This window comes from Mesorhizobium sp. M0062 (assembly GCF_040323125.1).
Lineage (GTDB): Bacteria > Pseudomonadota > Alphaproteobacteria > Rhizobiales > Rhizobiaceae > Mesorhizobium.
On sequence record NZ_JAMYUO010000045.1, the window covers coordinates 1 to 15506 of the forward strand.

The 15506-nt window shown below is 61.8% G+C and carries 12 protein-coding genes; 4 read left to right on the forward strand and 8 right to left on the reverse strand.

Annotation, left to right across the window (positions count from 1 at the left end; translation table 11 throughout):
* Positions 1–23: 23 nt before the first annotated feature.
* The 3 genes from minE to minC are packed head-to-tail and all read right to left on the reverse strand — an operon-like array spanning position 24 to position 1988.
* The gene (gene minE, locus NKJ64_RS29745) at positions 24–296 is read right to left on the reverse strand and encodes a cell division topological specificity factor MinE (protein ID WP_023684809.1); all 273 of its coding nucleotides are present in this window, start codon (positions 294–296) and stop codon (positions 24–26) included.
* The gene (gene minD, locus NKJ64_RS29750) at positions 293–1108 is read right to left on the reverse strand and encodes a septum site-determining protein MinD (RefSeq protein WP_023805613.1); all 816 of its coding nucleotides are present in this window, start codon (positions 1106–1108) and stop codon (positions 293–295) included. Before minD ends, minE begins: the two co-directional genes overlap by 4 nt.
* 49 nt (positions 1109–1157) lie before the next feature.
* Positions 1158–1988, reverse strand: coding sequence for a septum site-determining protein MinC (minC, locus tag NKJ64_RS29755; RefSeq protein ID WP_023805614.1), 831 nt, complete (start codon positions 1986–1988; stop codon positions 1158–1160).
* Positions 1989–2393: 405 nt separating this feature from the next.
* On the opposite strand from minC, the gene NKJ64_RS29760 reads away from it, so the two are divergent.
* The 3 genes from NKJ64_RS29760 to NKJ64_RS29770 are packed head-to-tail and all read left to right on the forward strand — an operon-like array spanning position 2394 to position 6686.
* Positions 2394–2567 carry a hypothetical protein gene (locus tag NKJ64_RS29760; protein ID WP_352463782.1) on the forward strand — a complete coding sequence of 58 codons (174 nt, stop codon included), beginning with the start codon at positions 2394–2396 and terminating at the stop codon, positions 2565–2567.
* 59 nt (positions 2568–2626) lie between these two features.
* Positions 2627–3454 carry a hypothetical protein gene (locus NKJ64_RS29765; RefSeq protein WP_352463783.1) on the forward strand — a complete coding sequence of 276 codons (828 nt, stop codon included), beginning with the start codon at positions 2627–2629 and terminating at the stop codon, positions 3452–3454.
* Positions 3447–6686, forward strand: a complete 3240-nt coding sequence (locus NKJ64_RS29770; protein WP_352463784.1) for a DEAD/DEAH box helicase — start codon at positions 3447–3449, stop codon at positions 6684–6686. The genes NKJ64_RS29765 and NKJ64_RS29770 overlap by 8 nt, the downstream gene beginning before the upstream one ends.
* A gap of 50 nt (positions 6687–6736) precedes the next feature.
* Here NKJ64_RS29770 and NKJ64_RS29775 read toward each other — a convergent pair whose 3' ends face one another.
* The 5 genes from NKJ64_RS29775 to NKJ64_RS29795 all read right to left on the reverse strand — a co-directional run bounded on the left by NKJ64_RS29775 (position 6737) and on the right by NKJ64_RS29795 (position 13530).
* Complete coding sequence (locus NKJ64_RS29775) at positions 6737–7231, reverse strand: hypothetical protein (RefSeq protein WP_352463785.1); 495 nt, start codon at positions 7229–7231, stop codon at positions 6737–6739.
* Positions 7232–7262: 31 nt separating this feature from the next.
* Positions 7263–7580 (reverse strand): DUF2934 domain-containing protein, encoded by a 318-nt coding sequence (locus NKJ64_RS29780; protein WP_352463787.1) that lies wholly within the window; start codon positions 7578–7580, stop codon positions 7263–7265.
* 87 nt (positions 7581–7667) lie between these two features.
* Entirely contained in the window at positions 7668–8258 is a 591-nt protein-coding gene (locus NKJ64_RS29785) for a BA14K family protein (RefSeq protein WP_023693884.1), read from the reverse strand.
* Positions 8259–8448: 190 nt separating this feature from the next.
* Positions 8449–12258 (reverse strand): methionine synthase, encoded by a 3810-nt coding sequence (metH, locus tag NKJ64_RS29790; protein WP_352463788.1) that lies wholly within the window; start codon positions 12256–12258, stop codon positions 8449–8451.
* 150 nt (positions 12259–12408) lie between these two features.
* A complete protein-coding gene (locus NKJ64_RS29795) occupies positions 12409–13530 on the reverse strand; it encodes a KamA family radical SAM protein (RefSeq protein ID WP_352463789.1) in 1122 nt (373 codons plus the stop codon).
* Between the two features lie 201 nt (positions 13531–13731).
* On the opposite strand from NKJ64_RS29795, the gene NKJ64_RS29800 reads away from it, so the two are divergent.
* Complete coding sequence (locus NKJ64_RS29800; protein ID WP_352463790.1) at positions 13732–15378, forward strand: acyl-CoA synthetase; 1647 nt, start codon at positions 13732–13734, stop codon at positions 15376–15378.
* Positions 15379–15506: the final 128 nt, after the last annotated feature.

The window sequence follows — 15506 nt, forward strand, 5'->3', positions numbered from 1 at the left end:
GGGGGAGATCAGCAGCTTCAATCTCACCCGGCCATGGCCAGCGGCACTGCGCTCTTGTTGGGGATCTGGATGTCGATCTCCAGCGTCGACATGGTCTCGCCGCGGTCCATCGAAACTTGCAGATAATCCTGGTCGATCTGCACATGCTTGGCGATCACCGCCATGATCTCTTCGCGCAGGATGGAGACGAGATCGGGCTGGCTGCGGTTGCGGCGCTCGTAGGCGAGCAGCACTTGCAGCCGTTCGCGCGCCACCGGCGCGCTGGTGCGCCGCTTGAAGATGTCGAGCAGGTTCATGCCGCCCTCCTTCCCAAAAGACGATCGAGGAAGCCCTTGCGCTCGAAGGGCACAATGACCGGCAGCTGCTCTCCTTCGAGCCGCCTTGCGGCGTCGAGATAGGCCTTGGCTGCGGCATTCAGCGGCTCCGACAGCGTCACCGGCGAACCGAGATTGGAGGCGCGTAGCACATCCTGGCTCTCGGGAATGATGCCGAGCAGCGGCACCGACAGGATTTCCAGCACGTCGTCGATCGACAGCATTTCGCCGCGCGCGGCGCGTCCCGCATCGTAGCGCGTGACCAGCACATGCTTGGCGATCTGCTCGCCCTCCTCGGCCCGCAAGGTGCGGGAATCGAGCAGGCCGATGATGCGGTCGGAATCGCGCACCGACGACACTTCCGGATTGGTGACGATGACCGCCTCGTCGGCAAAGCGCATGGCGAGCTGCGCGCCGCGCTCGATGCCGGCCGGGCTGTCGCAGAAGACATAGTCGAACACCGAGCGCAGCTTGCCGATGACCTCGGCCACGCCCTCCTCCGTCAACGCATCCTTGTCGCGCGTCTGCGAGGCCGGCAGCAGGAACAGCGTCTCGACCCGCTTGTCGCGGATCAGCGCCTGCGACAGCTTTGCCGAGCCCTGGATGACGTTGACGAGGTCGAACACCACGCGCCGTTCGGCGCCCATGATCAAATCGAGGTTGCGCAGGCCGACATCGAAATCCACCAGCGCCACCTTCTTGCCGGTCTTGGCGACCGCCGCCCCCAGAGCCGCGGTAGAGGTCGTCTTGCCGACGCCCCCCTTGCCCGAGGTGACCACCACTACCTTGCCCATCAATAAAGCCTCCGTTGTTGTTCGTTATGTCGTTGTCGGGCGAGACGCATTAGCTGAAAGGGGCGATGCGCAGCATGCCGTTGTCGAGAAATGCCTGCACAGGCTTGCCCCGGACTGACGGGTCCATCTCCTCGGCCGTGCAATACCAGCCATCCACCGACAGAAGCTCGGCCTCGTTCCTGCGGCAGAAGACACGCGCCGCCGTGTTGCCTTGAGCGCCTGCCGAAGCGCGGCCGCGCAGCGTGCCATAGACGTGGATCGAGCCGGTGGCGACGATCTCGGAGCCGGAGGCGACGGAGCCCAGCACGATGACATCACCATGCGGATGGAAGATCAGCTGGCCCGAACGGATCGGCGAGCGGATCATCAACGTGCCGGCGTCGGGTGCGGCGATTTTGGCGTCTTTCGGCTGTGCCTTGGCATCGCTCGCCGGTTTCAAGTCGCCCGCCTTCAAATCGCCGGCCTCTGCCTTGATGTCACCGGCCGCCTTCGTATCGCCTGCCGGCGTAGCGTCGTCCGCCCTGCCCGCCTTGCGGCTCGGCTGCAGCAGACCGTCGGTGGTCGCCTCCTTGGCGCCGACCAGCACCGGCGGCAGATGCGCGCCAAGCTCAGCGCCGCCGCCGAGCTCGATGGCATAGATGCGGATGTCGCGCTGGCCGAGCAGATCGACCAGCGCTTCGATGGCCACGACATCGGGCTTGAGCACGTTCAGGTCGAGCACCACCGGGCGCCCGGCAAAATAGCCCGGCGAGTTGCCGACCCAGCGATCGAGGCTCTCCAGCCAAACATCCAAAGGCGCCTCCGGCGTCAGCGTGAAAGCGACGAAGGAGCGGGCGCGAAAGCGAATGGATTTGGCCTCTAGGGGGGCGGCAAAGGTCACGGCGGGCGATTCCTTACTGAGAGGTAAACGCTAGCGGTGGTATGGTTAATGAAAGGTTAACGGGAGGGGCTATTCGCGGGCTTTGGGAGCGCCTTTCCTGACAACCCGTGCCAGGCATCCCTGCCTCCCTTGCAAAGGCGCTAATCGACACGCCGGCGGTAGGGCAAGCTGCAATCGCGACGACCGCGGCGCGACAAGTGTCGGCGCAGATTGTTGAAAATAATCATGTATTGCCGAGCGCCGAATACTTGCGCACCGCCACGCACCGCGTAATGTCGGCGTGGGACGGGTTTTATTTGGGGGGATTATGAAACGTAGTGTTTTGACACCATCGCTGCTGGCTGGCCTCGCGGGTGCGCCACGCCGCCTGACAAGATTGCCGGCGTTCCAAATTCCGGCCCCTGCATGCCGGCCGACAGACAGCGCCTTGCCGTCATATCGAACCAGCAGAACAAGTCAGCAACGGGCGATGCGCTCGGCGTCTTCCTGATCGGCGTGCCGCTCGCGTACATGTCGGGAGGCGACCACGAAGCAGAGATCGCGATCCTCAAAGTGCGCTGTGGCCGGCCGAAAACGTAAACACTGGGAAATCCAGATAACCGGGTAACTTTCCGATCTAGTGATCGAGGCGCGCGTATATGCCTGCACTTTCGTCCGATACTATGGAGGTTGATGACGATGTCAGCGGCCTACTCTGGTCTGTCAATGATTTAGATGAACTATCAAAGCTAATCGCGGTGATCGCGCTTGGCCAAGCACAACATGCTGCTCGGATTATCCAAGAGCTTGAGCCACATGGGCCGGCCTTATCAGATGCAGAGCTATACGCAGGTGCGAAAGGACAGATGCGCATTCGAGGAGAGTCCGAGACCCAACGCGATGTGTCCCGCTATCACCGAGACGGGTTTCTCTTTGAATGCATTTCCTGGATCGTGGCGCGACAGTCAACCAACGATCGAACGTTTCTGAAAGACCCACATATTACTGCCACAACGCAGGGCTTGGATGGCCTCTCCATTGAAATGGATCCGATCGAGGCAGTTTTGGTGATGGCCACGATCTTTGAAGACAAATGCACAGAGAGCCCACGGCAGAAATTTCAGCAGGAAGTCCTTCCAACATTCACCGAACATCACGAGAGCAAAAGAAAGCGTGGCCTTGTAGCAAACGCAGTGAGCCTGATTAAGGAAAGTGGTCTCAACGGCACTGCGGCGACGCAGGCGGCGGCTAGGGTTCTTGACAAGCAATTTCGAACCTACCGCGCTGCACTTACTGTCGGCTCTACATTGACGACGACCGAGAGACGCAAAAGGCTCTTCAAAGGGTACAGCGATCTTGCAAATATTACGAAAGCTCAGCGCATTGGTGCCACCTTCGTGATTGATGGCAATTTGCGGGAATGGTTCCAAGAATTGGCTGATCGCGTACTCAACGCACTCGTTGAATTCGAGGATGCAGATGTTTGACGTGCGCACATCACAACTTCTGCGCTCTGCACCCAGCCTTCCTGAACTCGACGCAAATCAAATCCCACAGTTACTGACTCGGCACTATGCCGAGCTCGTCTCCGCTCGTCTCAAGGGAGAGAACGATGATGCGACGGTTGGTGAAGAGAGCTGGTCACTCGAACGGATAGCCGATGCGTATGAGATCATCGCCTCAGTCGAGGAATCGCCTGCTTTGCGTCGCGCGGCTGCTTTCGTAGCTGGGACAGCGCAGCAGATTATTGCGAGACGATCGGGCGGTCGCCATGAAGACGAGTTGCCGTCTCCACTAGATCGTGACAGCGTGAACGCATCTGTCGCCGCCGCAGTACTATTTCTTGCTGCCGAGCAATATGCCGATGCGAACGAGGCGGGCACTGCCATCCCGGCTGGTCGAGGCCCATATGAGATACGCATCCTCGGCGATCACGTCAAAGACCTTGTCCGGGGTCGTCTGGATTCGATAATGCAACGAGCAACTCGCTGGCGTAGGGACGAACCTATCCGGGGCACAATCCAGAACCGCGCCCTTCGGGCGCTCGCAGCCACTATCTCGGAAGGGGTCGAGTTGCTCGCGGCAAATATGATGTCAGCGCCGATCCCGGAAGCAACGCCAAAGAGATTCGCGACAGCACAGGAGGCGTTTCGACGTGTAATTCAACTAGCCTCGTATTTCGCCGAGAACGCAACAGAGACGCTAGGCGGCGAACTGAGGATAGCCTATGCAGGGCCTTCGCACTTAGCATCAATGCTTCTGTCTGCAGCTGGCGCAATCGAACAGTCGGCACTTACAAAATTGCCCCCGCCCGAAGGAGCCGACGCTGACTTCTGGAAGAAATGGCTGGCCTACCGCGCCAAAGATATGCCGTTTGTCTGGCAGAACCACCGCGAGGCAATTAAAGAAGACTTCTACCAGACAGGGGCTTCAGCGGTTCTAGTATTGCCGACCGGTGCCGGCAAAACGACAGTCAGTGTGCTAAAAATCGCAGGATGCCTCGCCCGCGGCAAGAAGGTCGTTTTCCTGGCTCCAACGCACGCTTTGGTAGAACAGCTCACCGAGGATCTCCAAGCGATTTTCCCAAAAGAACAGTTCGGGTTGGAGGTGTCCAGTGACTTCGATTCTTTGCTCTTAGATGACGCGCAGTTGCTGGACATTGAAGTGATGACACCGGAGCGCTGCCTCGCAATGCTCTCTTTCTCGGCCTCTTCATTCCAGAATGTGGGCCTGTTGGTTTTTGACGAGTGCCACCTACTGAGTCCGCAGTCACGCCAAATCGGTCGCGCTCTTGATGGGATGCTTTGTCTCCTAGCATTTCGCGCAGCAGCTCCCAACGCAGACATGCTGTTCTTGTCGGCGATGCTGAAGAATGGCAAGCAGTTTGCGGAATGGATTGCCGACCTGACGGGTCGCCCGTGCAGGGCGGTGGACCTGCTTTGGAAGCCAACCCGCCAAGCAAGAGGCGTGGTCGTCTATAAGGAAACAGAAGTTTCGGCAGGCGTGAGAAAGGCACGGATACGCCAGAGACAGATGGACCTAGACGATGGGGAGCCGGCGAAGGGACTTCGAGCTGCGTCTAAGCGCGAACTCGTCGCCACTCCCTATGTTGTTTGGGGGCTGCAGCACAATTGGATGCCCGTAGCAAACTCCTATGCGTTTACGACCATCTCCAACGAGCCGATACAGTTAGGCGGCGGTTTTAGGTCTGGCTCTATCTGGGCTAGTCCCAATGCCAATGAAACGGCAACGAAGATCGCTGTAAGTGCCGACGCCAGTGGGCTGAAGACCATTGTCTTTGTCAATACGAAAGCCGACGCGGTCGGCACAGCTCGAGAAATTGCAGCGGCGTTGGACCACGTAGTCGTCTTGACCGAAAGCGAGAGCGGGCTTTGGGATACACTGGTGCTTGAGTTGGGTGCTGCAAAGCACTCGATTTTTGGCGAGACGACCTTTGGAGCAGTCCCTCATAATTCCTCGATGCTCCGACTAGAGCGCGCGCTTTCGGAGCGACTCTTTCGTAGAAGCGATGGTGCCAAAGTCATTGTTGCTACGCCGACTCTAGCGCAGGGCCTCAATCTGCCAGCCCACCTTGCTGTGCTTGCAGGCGATAAGCGTGCAGGAGAAAAGCAAGGGGAAAGAGAGGACCTAGAGGCCCATGAGCTTCTCAACGCGGCTGCGCGCGCCGGCCGTGCTGGTCATCTCGCCAACGGCGTCGTCATTCTGATCCCGGAACCGATCATTAAGTTCACGCCAGGCAGTGCGCTCAGTCACCAGTTAAAAGGTAAGCTAACCTCTGTTCTGCCTGAAGATGATCGTTGTGTCACGATAACGGATCCTCTGGAAATTGTACTTGACCGTGTGATGGATGGTGAACTTGATGACCGGGAGGTCACCTACACTGTAAATCGCCTCGCGGCTCTCACAGCTGCCGGAGGTGATACGCCGTCCCAGGATAGTCTGTTGTCTCGCTCGCTCGGAGCATTCCTCGCCAAAAGGCGGAACGAGGAGCAAGCGTATCTAGCAAAGGTTGACGAGCTCTGGAGTGAGGCCCGAGACGCTGTAGAGCACAAGCCAGCCGCGGCAGTTGTCAAATTAGCATCTCAAAGCGGCCTGCCTTTAGATCTGCTCGAACACCTACGCGGCCGATTGCAGGAAGGTATTGGGGCCTTACCTACGACAATAGAAAAATGGGTGGAGTGGACAATCGATTGGCTGAAAGATGATGCCCCCGCGAGAACTCATCTGCTACGCGACGTACACCGATCAGCACTTATTGCGGCTGGCAAGACGGCCAAGTCACCGCTAAACGAAGCTGTTTTAGACACACTCCTGCCAGGGATCAGAGCTTGGCTCTCGGGCAAGCCGCTGAATGAGATAGAGCGAGATCTCGGCGGCAATCCAGATGGCAAATCAGATAGCACGAAGATGTGCCCCCGTGCCCGCGACCTCATCGCGACGTTCATACCAAGAGGCCTCTCATTTATCTTGGGCGTGGTCTCCAGGATGGTCGAAGAGATAGGTGCTGCCTCGAGCCAAGATGATTTTAATGAAGCCGTATTGAAAAGTCTTACGGCGGCCGCTCGACGAGGCTTTGATACTGTTGAGAAGCTTGAATACGCCAACAGTCACAAAGAAATCTTGGGGCGCGTCCAACTCCATCTGCTTTATGCCGAAAGTCTTCGCTTCCTCGATTTTGATTTGGACAATGATCTTTAGCTCGAATTCTATCTGAACTGCCACACGCCGGCTGATCGGGCGAACGAAATCTAGACATCTTTTCGGAGGCGCGCCCCTTCGAGGACCTGCATTGCGAGTGCCGTCATTGCGCTGGCAACCTGCCACGCATTGAAGAGTTCATCGTGTAGCTTCTCAAGGTCAGCAAACATCACGTCGCGTCCTTCATCTGTTTGGATGCGGAAGTTGTGTCTTTCAAAGAAGCCGTGGTTCAGCCGATTCCGCGCCTTCAGCGCCGATGCGAAGCGATCTTCGAGTTGGTCGTCCAGTCCAACATGTTTCTTGAGAGTGATAAGTAGGTGACCCAATGTGCTGCGGTCTATGTCATTCAAAACCGCCTGCGCACGCTCACCGTCCGGGGTGACATGCCAACCATTTCTAAGACCGTGAGCCCAGAGAAGCAGTGTACCCAACTCTGTTTCGAAGAGCTGAGCTGCTTCTGCCGTTATGCCGAATTTGGCATAAATCTCGTCCCGCGTGGCCATAACCTCAAAGCTACGCTTGGAGGCGCTGTTGTCAAAGGACAATGCCGAGCTGCACTAGGTAGATCGCGCGCGATCAGGACTTCGCTCCTCGTCTGCCCCTAATCCCCCGCGTCGCCTGCTCGACCGCCGCCCGGTCCGTGCCAAGCCTGTCGATCAGCTCCTGCGCCTCGTCGCCCGATATGCCGGTGCGCACGGCGAGTTCCTCGACGGTCAGCACGTCGGTGCTGGCGATCTCGCGCGGCAGGGCGTCGTCGGCGGTCAGCGGCAGAGCGGCTTCGCGGTCGATTTCGGCCTCGGCCCGGTGCCAGTGGTGCTCGGGGTCGCCAGTGCCTTCGCGCTCCCAGATCTGGTAGGCGCGCTGCTGTATCTTATGATGGCGGTCGTCTTCCATGGTGGTTCCTCCCCTGGGCTTTGAGGACGATCCGAACGACCCCAGAAATCGCGCGGTCGCAATCGTTCGCGGCGCCCTTCGCGCTGGCTATTCGCATTGCCGTCTCGGCCCGCCGGAATATGGCTGGTAGCTGTTGTCTTCCGGACGGTAGGAGCGATAGCGGCTGAAGCAGGAGGCGACATGGTCCGGTTCGCCGCCGGCGGCCGCGTAGGCGCCCGCGCCCTCGACATAGCTTGCCTCTCGCGGCGCGGCGCGGTCGGCGGCGAGATAGGGCGAGACGCAGGTGCGCTGCTGTCCGCTATAGGACATGTAGCTGTTGTCCTCGGGATCGTAGGAGCGGTAGCGGCTGGCGCACCAGGCGAGATGCGGCGGCGGCAGTTCGGCCGGCGCGATGGCGGCGGTGACGGTGGGATCGGGCTGCTGCCTGGCCGGGTCCTGGGCTGGCTCCTTGGCGGCGATGTCGGCAGGCGCGGACTGCTCGGGCGGCACACGTTCGAAGTCCTGCGCCGTCTTGTCCACCGGCCGCGCTTTCCGGGTCCACAGTTCAGCCACGCTGACGGTGGGCCTTGCCTCCCGCACAGGCTTGGCGGCAAGCAGCCAGGCTGCGAAAACCAGCCCGCTGCCGAACACCGCAAGGGTCAGCACGAAGCCGCCGACCAGTCCCAAAATCGCTTTCACTCGACACTCCTTGTGTCCCTGCCAATAAAATGCGGGACATCACGGCTTGTTCCAGAAAAGCAGGCGCGAGGGACCTAAGTCTGACCTACCGACAACCGGCAGCTCGCCGAGAACCGGGTGCGGCGCGATTCTTTTCGACGGTGAAAAATCAAGGGAGCGGTCGAGCAGCCATTGGGCCACGTCGCAGCCGCTATTCCGCCGCCTCGGCATAGTGCTGAGGGACATAGTTGAGGATCGCGCCGAGCCAGCGCTCGACATCGGCCAGCGGCATGGCTTTGCGGCGGGCATAGTCCTCGACCTGGTCGCGCTCGACTTTGGCGACGCCGAAATAATAGCTTTCGGGATGGGCGAGATAGATGCCGGAGACCGAGGAGCCCGGCCACATCGCATAGCTCTCGGTCAGGCTGACGCCGGCATTGCGCTCGCCGTCGAGCAGCCGGAACAAGGTCGCCTTCTCGGTATGATCGGGCTGCGCGGGATAGCCGGGCGCCGGGCGGATGCCGCGATAGGGCTCGCCGACCAGTTCGTCGGGCGCCAGCGTCTCGTCTGATGCATAGCCCCAGAATTCCTTGCGCACTTTCTCATGCATGCGCTCGGCAAAGGCTTCGGCGAAACGGTCGGCCAGCGCCTTGACCATGATCGAGGAGTAATCGTCGTTGGCGCGCTCGAAACGCTCTGATATCGCCACCTCCTCGATCCCTGCGGTGACGATGAAGCCGCCGATGTAATCGGGCTTGCCGATGTCGGCGGGTGCGACGAAATCCGACAGCGCGACATTGGCCTTGCCGTCGCGCTTGGTCAGCTGCTGGCGCAGCGTGAAGAAGGTTGCCAGTTCCTGCGAGCGTGCCTCATCCGTGAACAGCCTGATGTCGTCGCCGACGGCGTTCGCCGGCCAGAAGCCGATGACGGCGCGCGGCGCGAACCATTTTTCCGCGATGATCTTTTTCAGCATCGCCTGCGCATCCTCGAACAGCTGGCGCGCCGCCGGTCCCTGCTTCTCGTCATCGAGGATCTTGGGATAGCGCCCCTTCAGCTCCCAGGTCTGGAAGAACGGCGTCCAGTCGATGTAGCGCGAGAGCTCGGTCAGGTCCCAGTTCTCGAACACTTTCACGCCGGTGAAGGACGGCTTCGGCGGTTCATAGGCGGACCAGTCCACCTTGTGCGCATTGGCCCTGGCCTTTGCCAGCGGCAGCCGCTGCTTGTCGGCCTCGGAGCGGGCATGCGCGTCGGCGACCTTTTTGTACTCGGCCCGCACTGTGTCGACGTAGCCGCCCTTGGTCTCGTTCGACAGCAAGGATGACACGACGCCGACGGCGCGGCTGGCGTCATTGACATAGACCGTCTGTCCCTTGGAATAGCGCGGGTGGATCTTCACCGCCGTGTGCACGCGGCTGGTCGTGGCGCCGCCGATCAGCAGCGGAATGTCAAACCCTTCACGCTCCATCTCGGCGGCCATGTGCACCATCTCGTCCAGCGACGGGGTGATCAGGCCGGACAGGCCGATGATGTCGACATTTTGCTCGCGAGCCGTCTGCAGGATCTTCGCCGCCGGCACCATGACGCCGAGATCGATGATCTCGTAATTGTTGCAGGCCAGAACGACGCCGACGATGTTCTTGCCGATGTCGTGGACATCGCCCTTTACAGTCGCCATCAGGATTTTGCCGGCCGTCTGGCGCTCGCCATTGTCGATGCCATTGGCGGCGTTGGCCAGTTTTTCGGCCTCCATGTGCGGCAGCAATCCGGCCACCGCCTGCTTCATCACGCGCGCCGACTTCACCACTTGCGGCAGAAACATCTTTCCAGCGCCGAACAGATCGCCGACGACATTCATGCCGGCCATCAGCGGGCCTTCGATGACATGCAGAGGCCGCTCGGCCGCAAGCCGCGCCTCTTCGGTGTCGGCGTCGATGAATTCGGTGATGCCGTTGACCAGCGCATGGGAAATCCGCTGCTCGACTGTCCAGTCGCGCCAGGCGAGATCGCGCTCCCTGGCGTCCTTGCCGGCCGTGCCCTTGAAACGCTCGGCGATCTCCAGCATGCGTTCGGTGGCAGTGCCGCCGGCCCGGGGCGCGCGGTTGAGCACGACGTCCTGGCACGCTTCGCGCAGCTCCGGCTCGATCGTGTCGTAGACGGCGAGCTGGCCGGCATTGACGATGCCCATATCCATGCCGCGCTGGATGGCGTGGTAGAGGAACACGGCGTGCATCGCCTCGCGCACGGGCTCGTTGCCGCGGAAGGAGAAGGACAGGTTCGAGACGCCGCCCGAGATATGCACATGCGGCAGCGTGGCGGTGATCTCGCCGGTGGCCTCGATGAAGTCGACGCCGTAATTGTCGTGCTCCTCGATGCCGGTGGCGACCGCGAAGACGTTGGGGTCGAAGACGATGTCTTCGGGCGGGAAACCGGCCTGTTCGGTGAGCAGCTTGTAGGCGCGGTTGCAGATCTCCACCTTGCGCGCCTTGGTGTCGGCCTGGCCGGCCTCGTCGAAGGCCATGACGACCACCGCCGCGCCATAGGCGCGCACCAGCTTCGCATGATGCAGAAAGGCTTCCTCGCCTTCCTTCATCGAGATGGAGTTGACCAGTGGCTTGCCCTGCACGCATTTCAGCCCGGCCTCGATGATCTCCCATTTCGAGGAGTCGACCATCACCGGAACACGGGCGATGTCGGGTTCGGCGGCGATCAAATTGAGGTACTCGACCATCGCCTTTTTCGAATCGATCAGGCCTTCATCCATGTTGATGTCGATGATCTGTGCGCCATTGGCGACCTGGTCGCGCGCCACGTCGAGCGCCGGGACATAGTCGCCCGCCGTGATCAGCTTTCGGAACTTGGCCGAGCCGGTGACGTTGGTGCGTTCGCCGACATTGACGAAGGGAATCTCGTCGGTCAGCGTGAACGGCTCCAGCCCGGACAGGCGCATCTTGCGCTCGATCTCGGGGATGGCGCGTGGCGGATATTTCTTGACAGCCTCGGCAATCGCCCGGATGTGCTCCGGCGTCGAGCCGCAGCAGCCGCCGACGACATTGACCAGCCCTTCGCGCGCAAAATCCTCGATCTGCGCGGCCATGAAGTCCGGGCTCTCGTCATAGCGGCCGAATTCATTGGGCAGGCCGGCATTCGGATAGGCGCAGACGAAGGTGTCGGCGGCGCCTGAAATTTCGGCCAGATGCGCGCGCATCGCATTGGCGCCGAGCGCGCAGTTGAGGCCGATGGTGAAGGGGTTGGCATGGCGCACCGAATGCCAGAAGGCGGTCGGCGTCTGGCCCGACAGCGTGCGGCCGGAGAGATCGGTGATGGTGCCCGAAATCATCACCGGCAGGCGCACGCCCTTTTCGAGGAAAATCTCGTTGCAGGCAAAGATCGCCGCCTTGGCGTTCAGCGTATCGAAGATGGTCTCGATGAGAATGATGTCGGCGCCACCGTCGACCAGGCCGCGCAACTGCTCGCCATAAGCCAGGCGCAATTCATCGAAGGTCACCGCGCGGTAGCCGGGATTGTTGACGTCGGGCGACATCGAGGCGGTGCGGTTGGTCGGCCCGAGCGCGCCGGCGACGAAGCGCCGCTTGCCGTCCTCCTGCTGTGCCCTCGCCGCTGCCCGACGCACCAGCCGCGCGCCGTCGCGGTTCAGCGCGTAGACGGCATCCTCCATGCCGTAATCCGCCTGGGCGATCGAGGTCGAGGAGAAGGTGTTGGTCTCGAGGATATCGGCGCCAGCGATGGCGTATTGATAATGGATCTCCTCGATCGCCTTCGGCTGCGTCAGGATCAAGAGGTCGTTGTTGCCCTGCTGGTGGCAGGCGCAGCCGGCGAATGCCTCGCCGCGAAAATGCTCCTCGTCGAAACCGAGACCCTGAATCTGCGTGCCCATGGCGCCGTCGAGAATGAGAATGCGCTCGCGCGCCGCTGCCGTGAGCGCCGCAAGCACTTCGGACCCATCGGGTCTGGCCGCGACGGGGCCGAACAATGCGTCCAGCGATGCAGAATTCTGCGACATTTTTTATCCTTGAGGCGACAACCATCACATAAGGATATCTTTATGTCAACATACGGAATGCAGGCGAACGCGTCGTGGCGAGAGTTTGGTGCGATGGTCATCCCGATCGACAATGTGACGGCGGCGGTCATTGTCGCCGCTGCGCCGTGCCTACACCACCACGTCCCGATATACCCTCACCTCGCCATCCTGGCCGCGGATGCGCCAGTCCTGCCCTTCCCGTCCCTCGACATGGAATGGCCCGAGCGGCACCTTGCCGCCGCCTTCCGGCAGGTCCAGCACATAGACCGGATTGCAGATGCCCGACAGGCGGGCGCGCAGCGCGCCGGCCAGCGCCTGTCCCTGCGCAATCGTGGTGCGCCTGTGCGCCATGCCGCGCGCGAGGTCGCCATGATGCAGGTAATAGGGTTTGACGCCCAGCCGGTACATCAGTTCGCGGCAGAGTTCCTCCAGCACTTCGACCGTATCGTTGACGCCCTTGAGCAGGACACTCTGGTTGAGCAGCACGAAGCCTGCCTGGCGCATGACGCGGCAGGCCAATTCGGTGGCCGGCGTGATCTCCCGCGCATGGTTGAAATGGGTGACGATTGTGACCATCAGCCGGCCCTGCAAGGCGCCAACCAGCCCCGGCGTGATGCGTGCGGGCAGCACGACAGGCACGCGCGTGTGGATGCGCAGCAGCCTGACATGCGCGATCGCCTCGATGCGGGCGCGGATTTCAGCCAGCGCCTTGTCCGGCAGCGACAGCGGATCGCCACCAGTGAGGATCACCTCGCGGATTCCGGTATGGCCTTCGATATAGGCAAAGGCGTCTTCGAGCGCCTCGCGCGTGTAGCCGCGGCCGATCGAGGTCAGGGATTCCTTGCGGAAGCAGAAACGGCAATAGACCGCGCATTGGTAGGTCGCAAACAACAGCACGCGGTCGGCGTGGCGGTGCGTCAGTCGCGGCACCGGACTGAAGGCATGGTCGGCGATCGGATCGTCGAGCTCGCCTTCCGTTTCCGTCAGCTCATCCGGCGATGGAATGATTTGCGCGCGGATCGGGTCGGCGGGATCGTTCCAGTCGATCAGGTCGAGATAGGTTTTGGGGGCACGCACCTTGTGGTGTACGGCCGCCTCCTGCGCCGCCGCGCGCTCGGCGGGTGACAGCGGCAGCGAGGCGAGATCGCGGACGTGGCGCACGCCCGCGCGGATGTCGTTTTGCCAGGCGGTGTCGGCATCGCGTCCTTCGTCGGCGATGGCCGCGTCATCGAAAGTTGAGTCTGGGGTCATTGGGGCCTCGGGGCAATTCTGGCGGTGCTATCGGCCGGATGGACGGTTCGGTCAACAGCAGTGGCTCGGCGCGGATTGTCGCTGCGCTGCGATCCTTCGCATCCCCCGACTATCGCCGTAATCGACCAGCGCAGCAATTTCAGGCAATCTCACCGATAAGGCGCTCCAAGGGGAGATGGGCGCCGCCTAGGGAGGATCGCCATGAGCAAAATGCCGCGTTATGAGGATGCCGTTCAGCGCTTTCGCATCGAAGATGAGATCGCGCGGTTGTATGGCAACCCTGGAACCGGCCTCAATGCCTATGTCGAATGCTGCGGCCGCTACACCGGAGAAGACCGGCTGGCGCTGCGCGCGATCTCGGCCGGCGGCGAGCTTCGCGAATTCAGCTTCGACGATCTCGCCGACATGTCGGGGCGCGCCGCCAATGTGCTCAAGGCCGCCGGCGTCGGTGCCGGCGATGTCGTCGCCGGCATGCTGCCGCGCGTCCCCGAACTGGTGGCGCTGATCCTCGGGACGTGGCGCATCGGCGCGGTCTACCAGCCGCTGTTCACCGCCTTCGGTCCGAAAGCCATCGAGCACCGCCTCGGCTATAGCGGCGCCAGGATCGTGGTGACCAACCCGGCCGATCGCGGTAAGCTCGACGAGGTCGAGACATCAGCGCAAATCGCCACCATTCTTGGCAATGGCGATGTGCTGCCTGCAGGCGACATCGATTTCCGCGCCGCGCTTGCCGCCGCCTCGCCCGACTGCCAGCCGGTGATGCGCAAGGGCGACGACTTGTTCATGATGATGTCGACGTCGGGAACGACCGGCCTGCCCAAGGGCGTGCCGGTGCCGCTCCGCGCCCTGCTCGCCTTCGGCGCCTATATGCGTGACGCGATCGGCTTGCTGCCCGACGACATCTTCTGGAACATCGCCGACCCCGGCTGGGCCTACGGCCTCTATTACGCCATCACCGGCCCGTTGCAGCTCGGCATCGCCACGACCTTCCATGAAGGCGCCTTCAACGCCAAGAGCACTTACGACATCATCGAGCGGCTCGGCGTCACCAGCCTTGCCGGCTCGCCGACTGCCTATCGCCTGCTGATGGCGGAAGGCGCGGAAGCTGCGGCCCGCGTCAAAGGCAGACTGCGCGTGGTGAGCAGCGCCGGCGAGCCGCTCAACCCGGAAGTCATCCGCTGGTTCGACGCAAATCTCGCCGCGCCCATTCACGACCATTACGGCCAGACCGAGAACGGCATGATGGTCAACAACCATCATGGGCTCTCGCATGTCGTTCGCGCGGGCTCGGCCGGCTTCGCCATGCCCGGATATCGCATGGTGGTACTGGACGAGGCCGGCAACGAGCTCGGCCCCAACCAGCCCGGCATCCTCGCCGTCGACATCGCGAAGTCGCCGCTGCGCTGGTTCGACGGCTATCACCAAGCCGAGACGCCGGCGATCAGGGGCGGCTACTACCGCACGGGCGACACGGTGGAGTACGAGCCGGACGGTTCGGTCTCCTTCATCGGCCGCGCCGACGATGTCATCACTTCGGCCGGCTACCGCATCGGCCCGTTCGACGTCGAAAGCGCGCTGATCGAGCATCCGGCGGTCAACGAGGCGGCTGTCGTCGGCGTGCCCGATCCGCAGCGCACCGAGATCGTCAAGGCCTTCGTCGTCCTGGCGCCGGCTTACAAGGGCAATTCGGAGCTCGCCGAAGAGCTGGCCCAGCACGTCAAGAAACGGCTGTCGGCGCACGCCTACCCGCGCGAGGTCGAGTTCATCACGGAACTGCCGAAGACCCCAAGCGGCAAGATCCAGCGCTTCCTGCTGAGGAAGGCGGAGGTGGAGAAGCGCAAGGCGTGATTAGGCGCCAATCTCCCCCCTCGAGGGGGAGATGTCGCCGAAGGCGACAGAGGGGGTCGTTGCGCGTGGAGCGCTAACGTCGTCTCGCGCGGGCAAAGGAGTAAGCGCGTGAACCGCCGCGGCCCCCA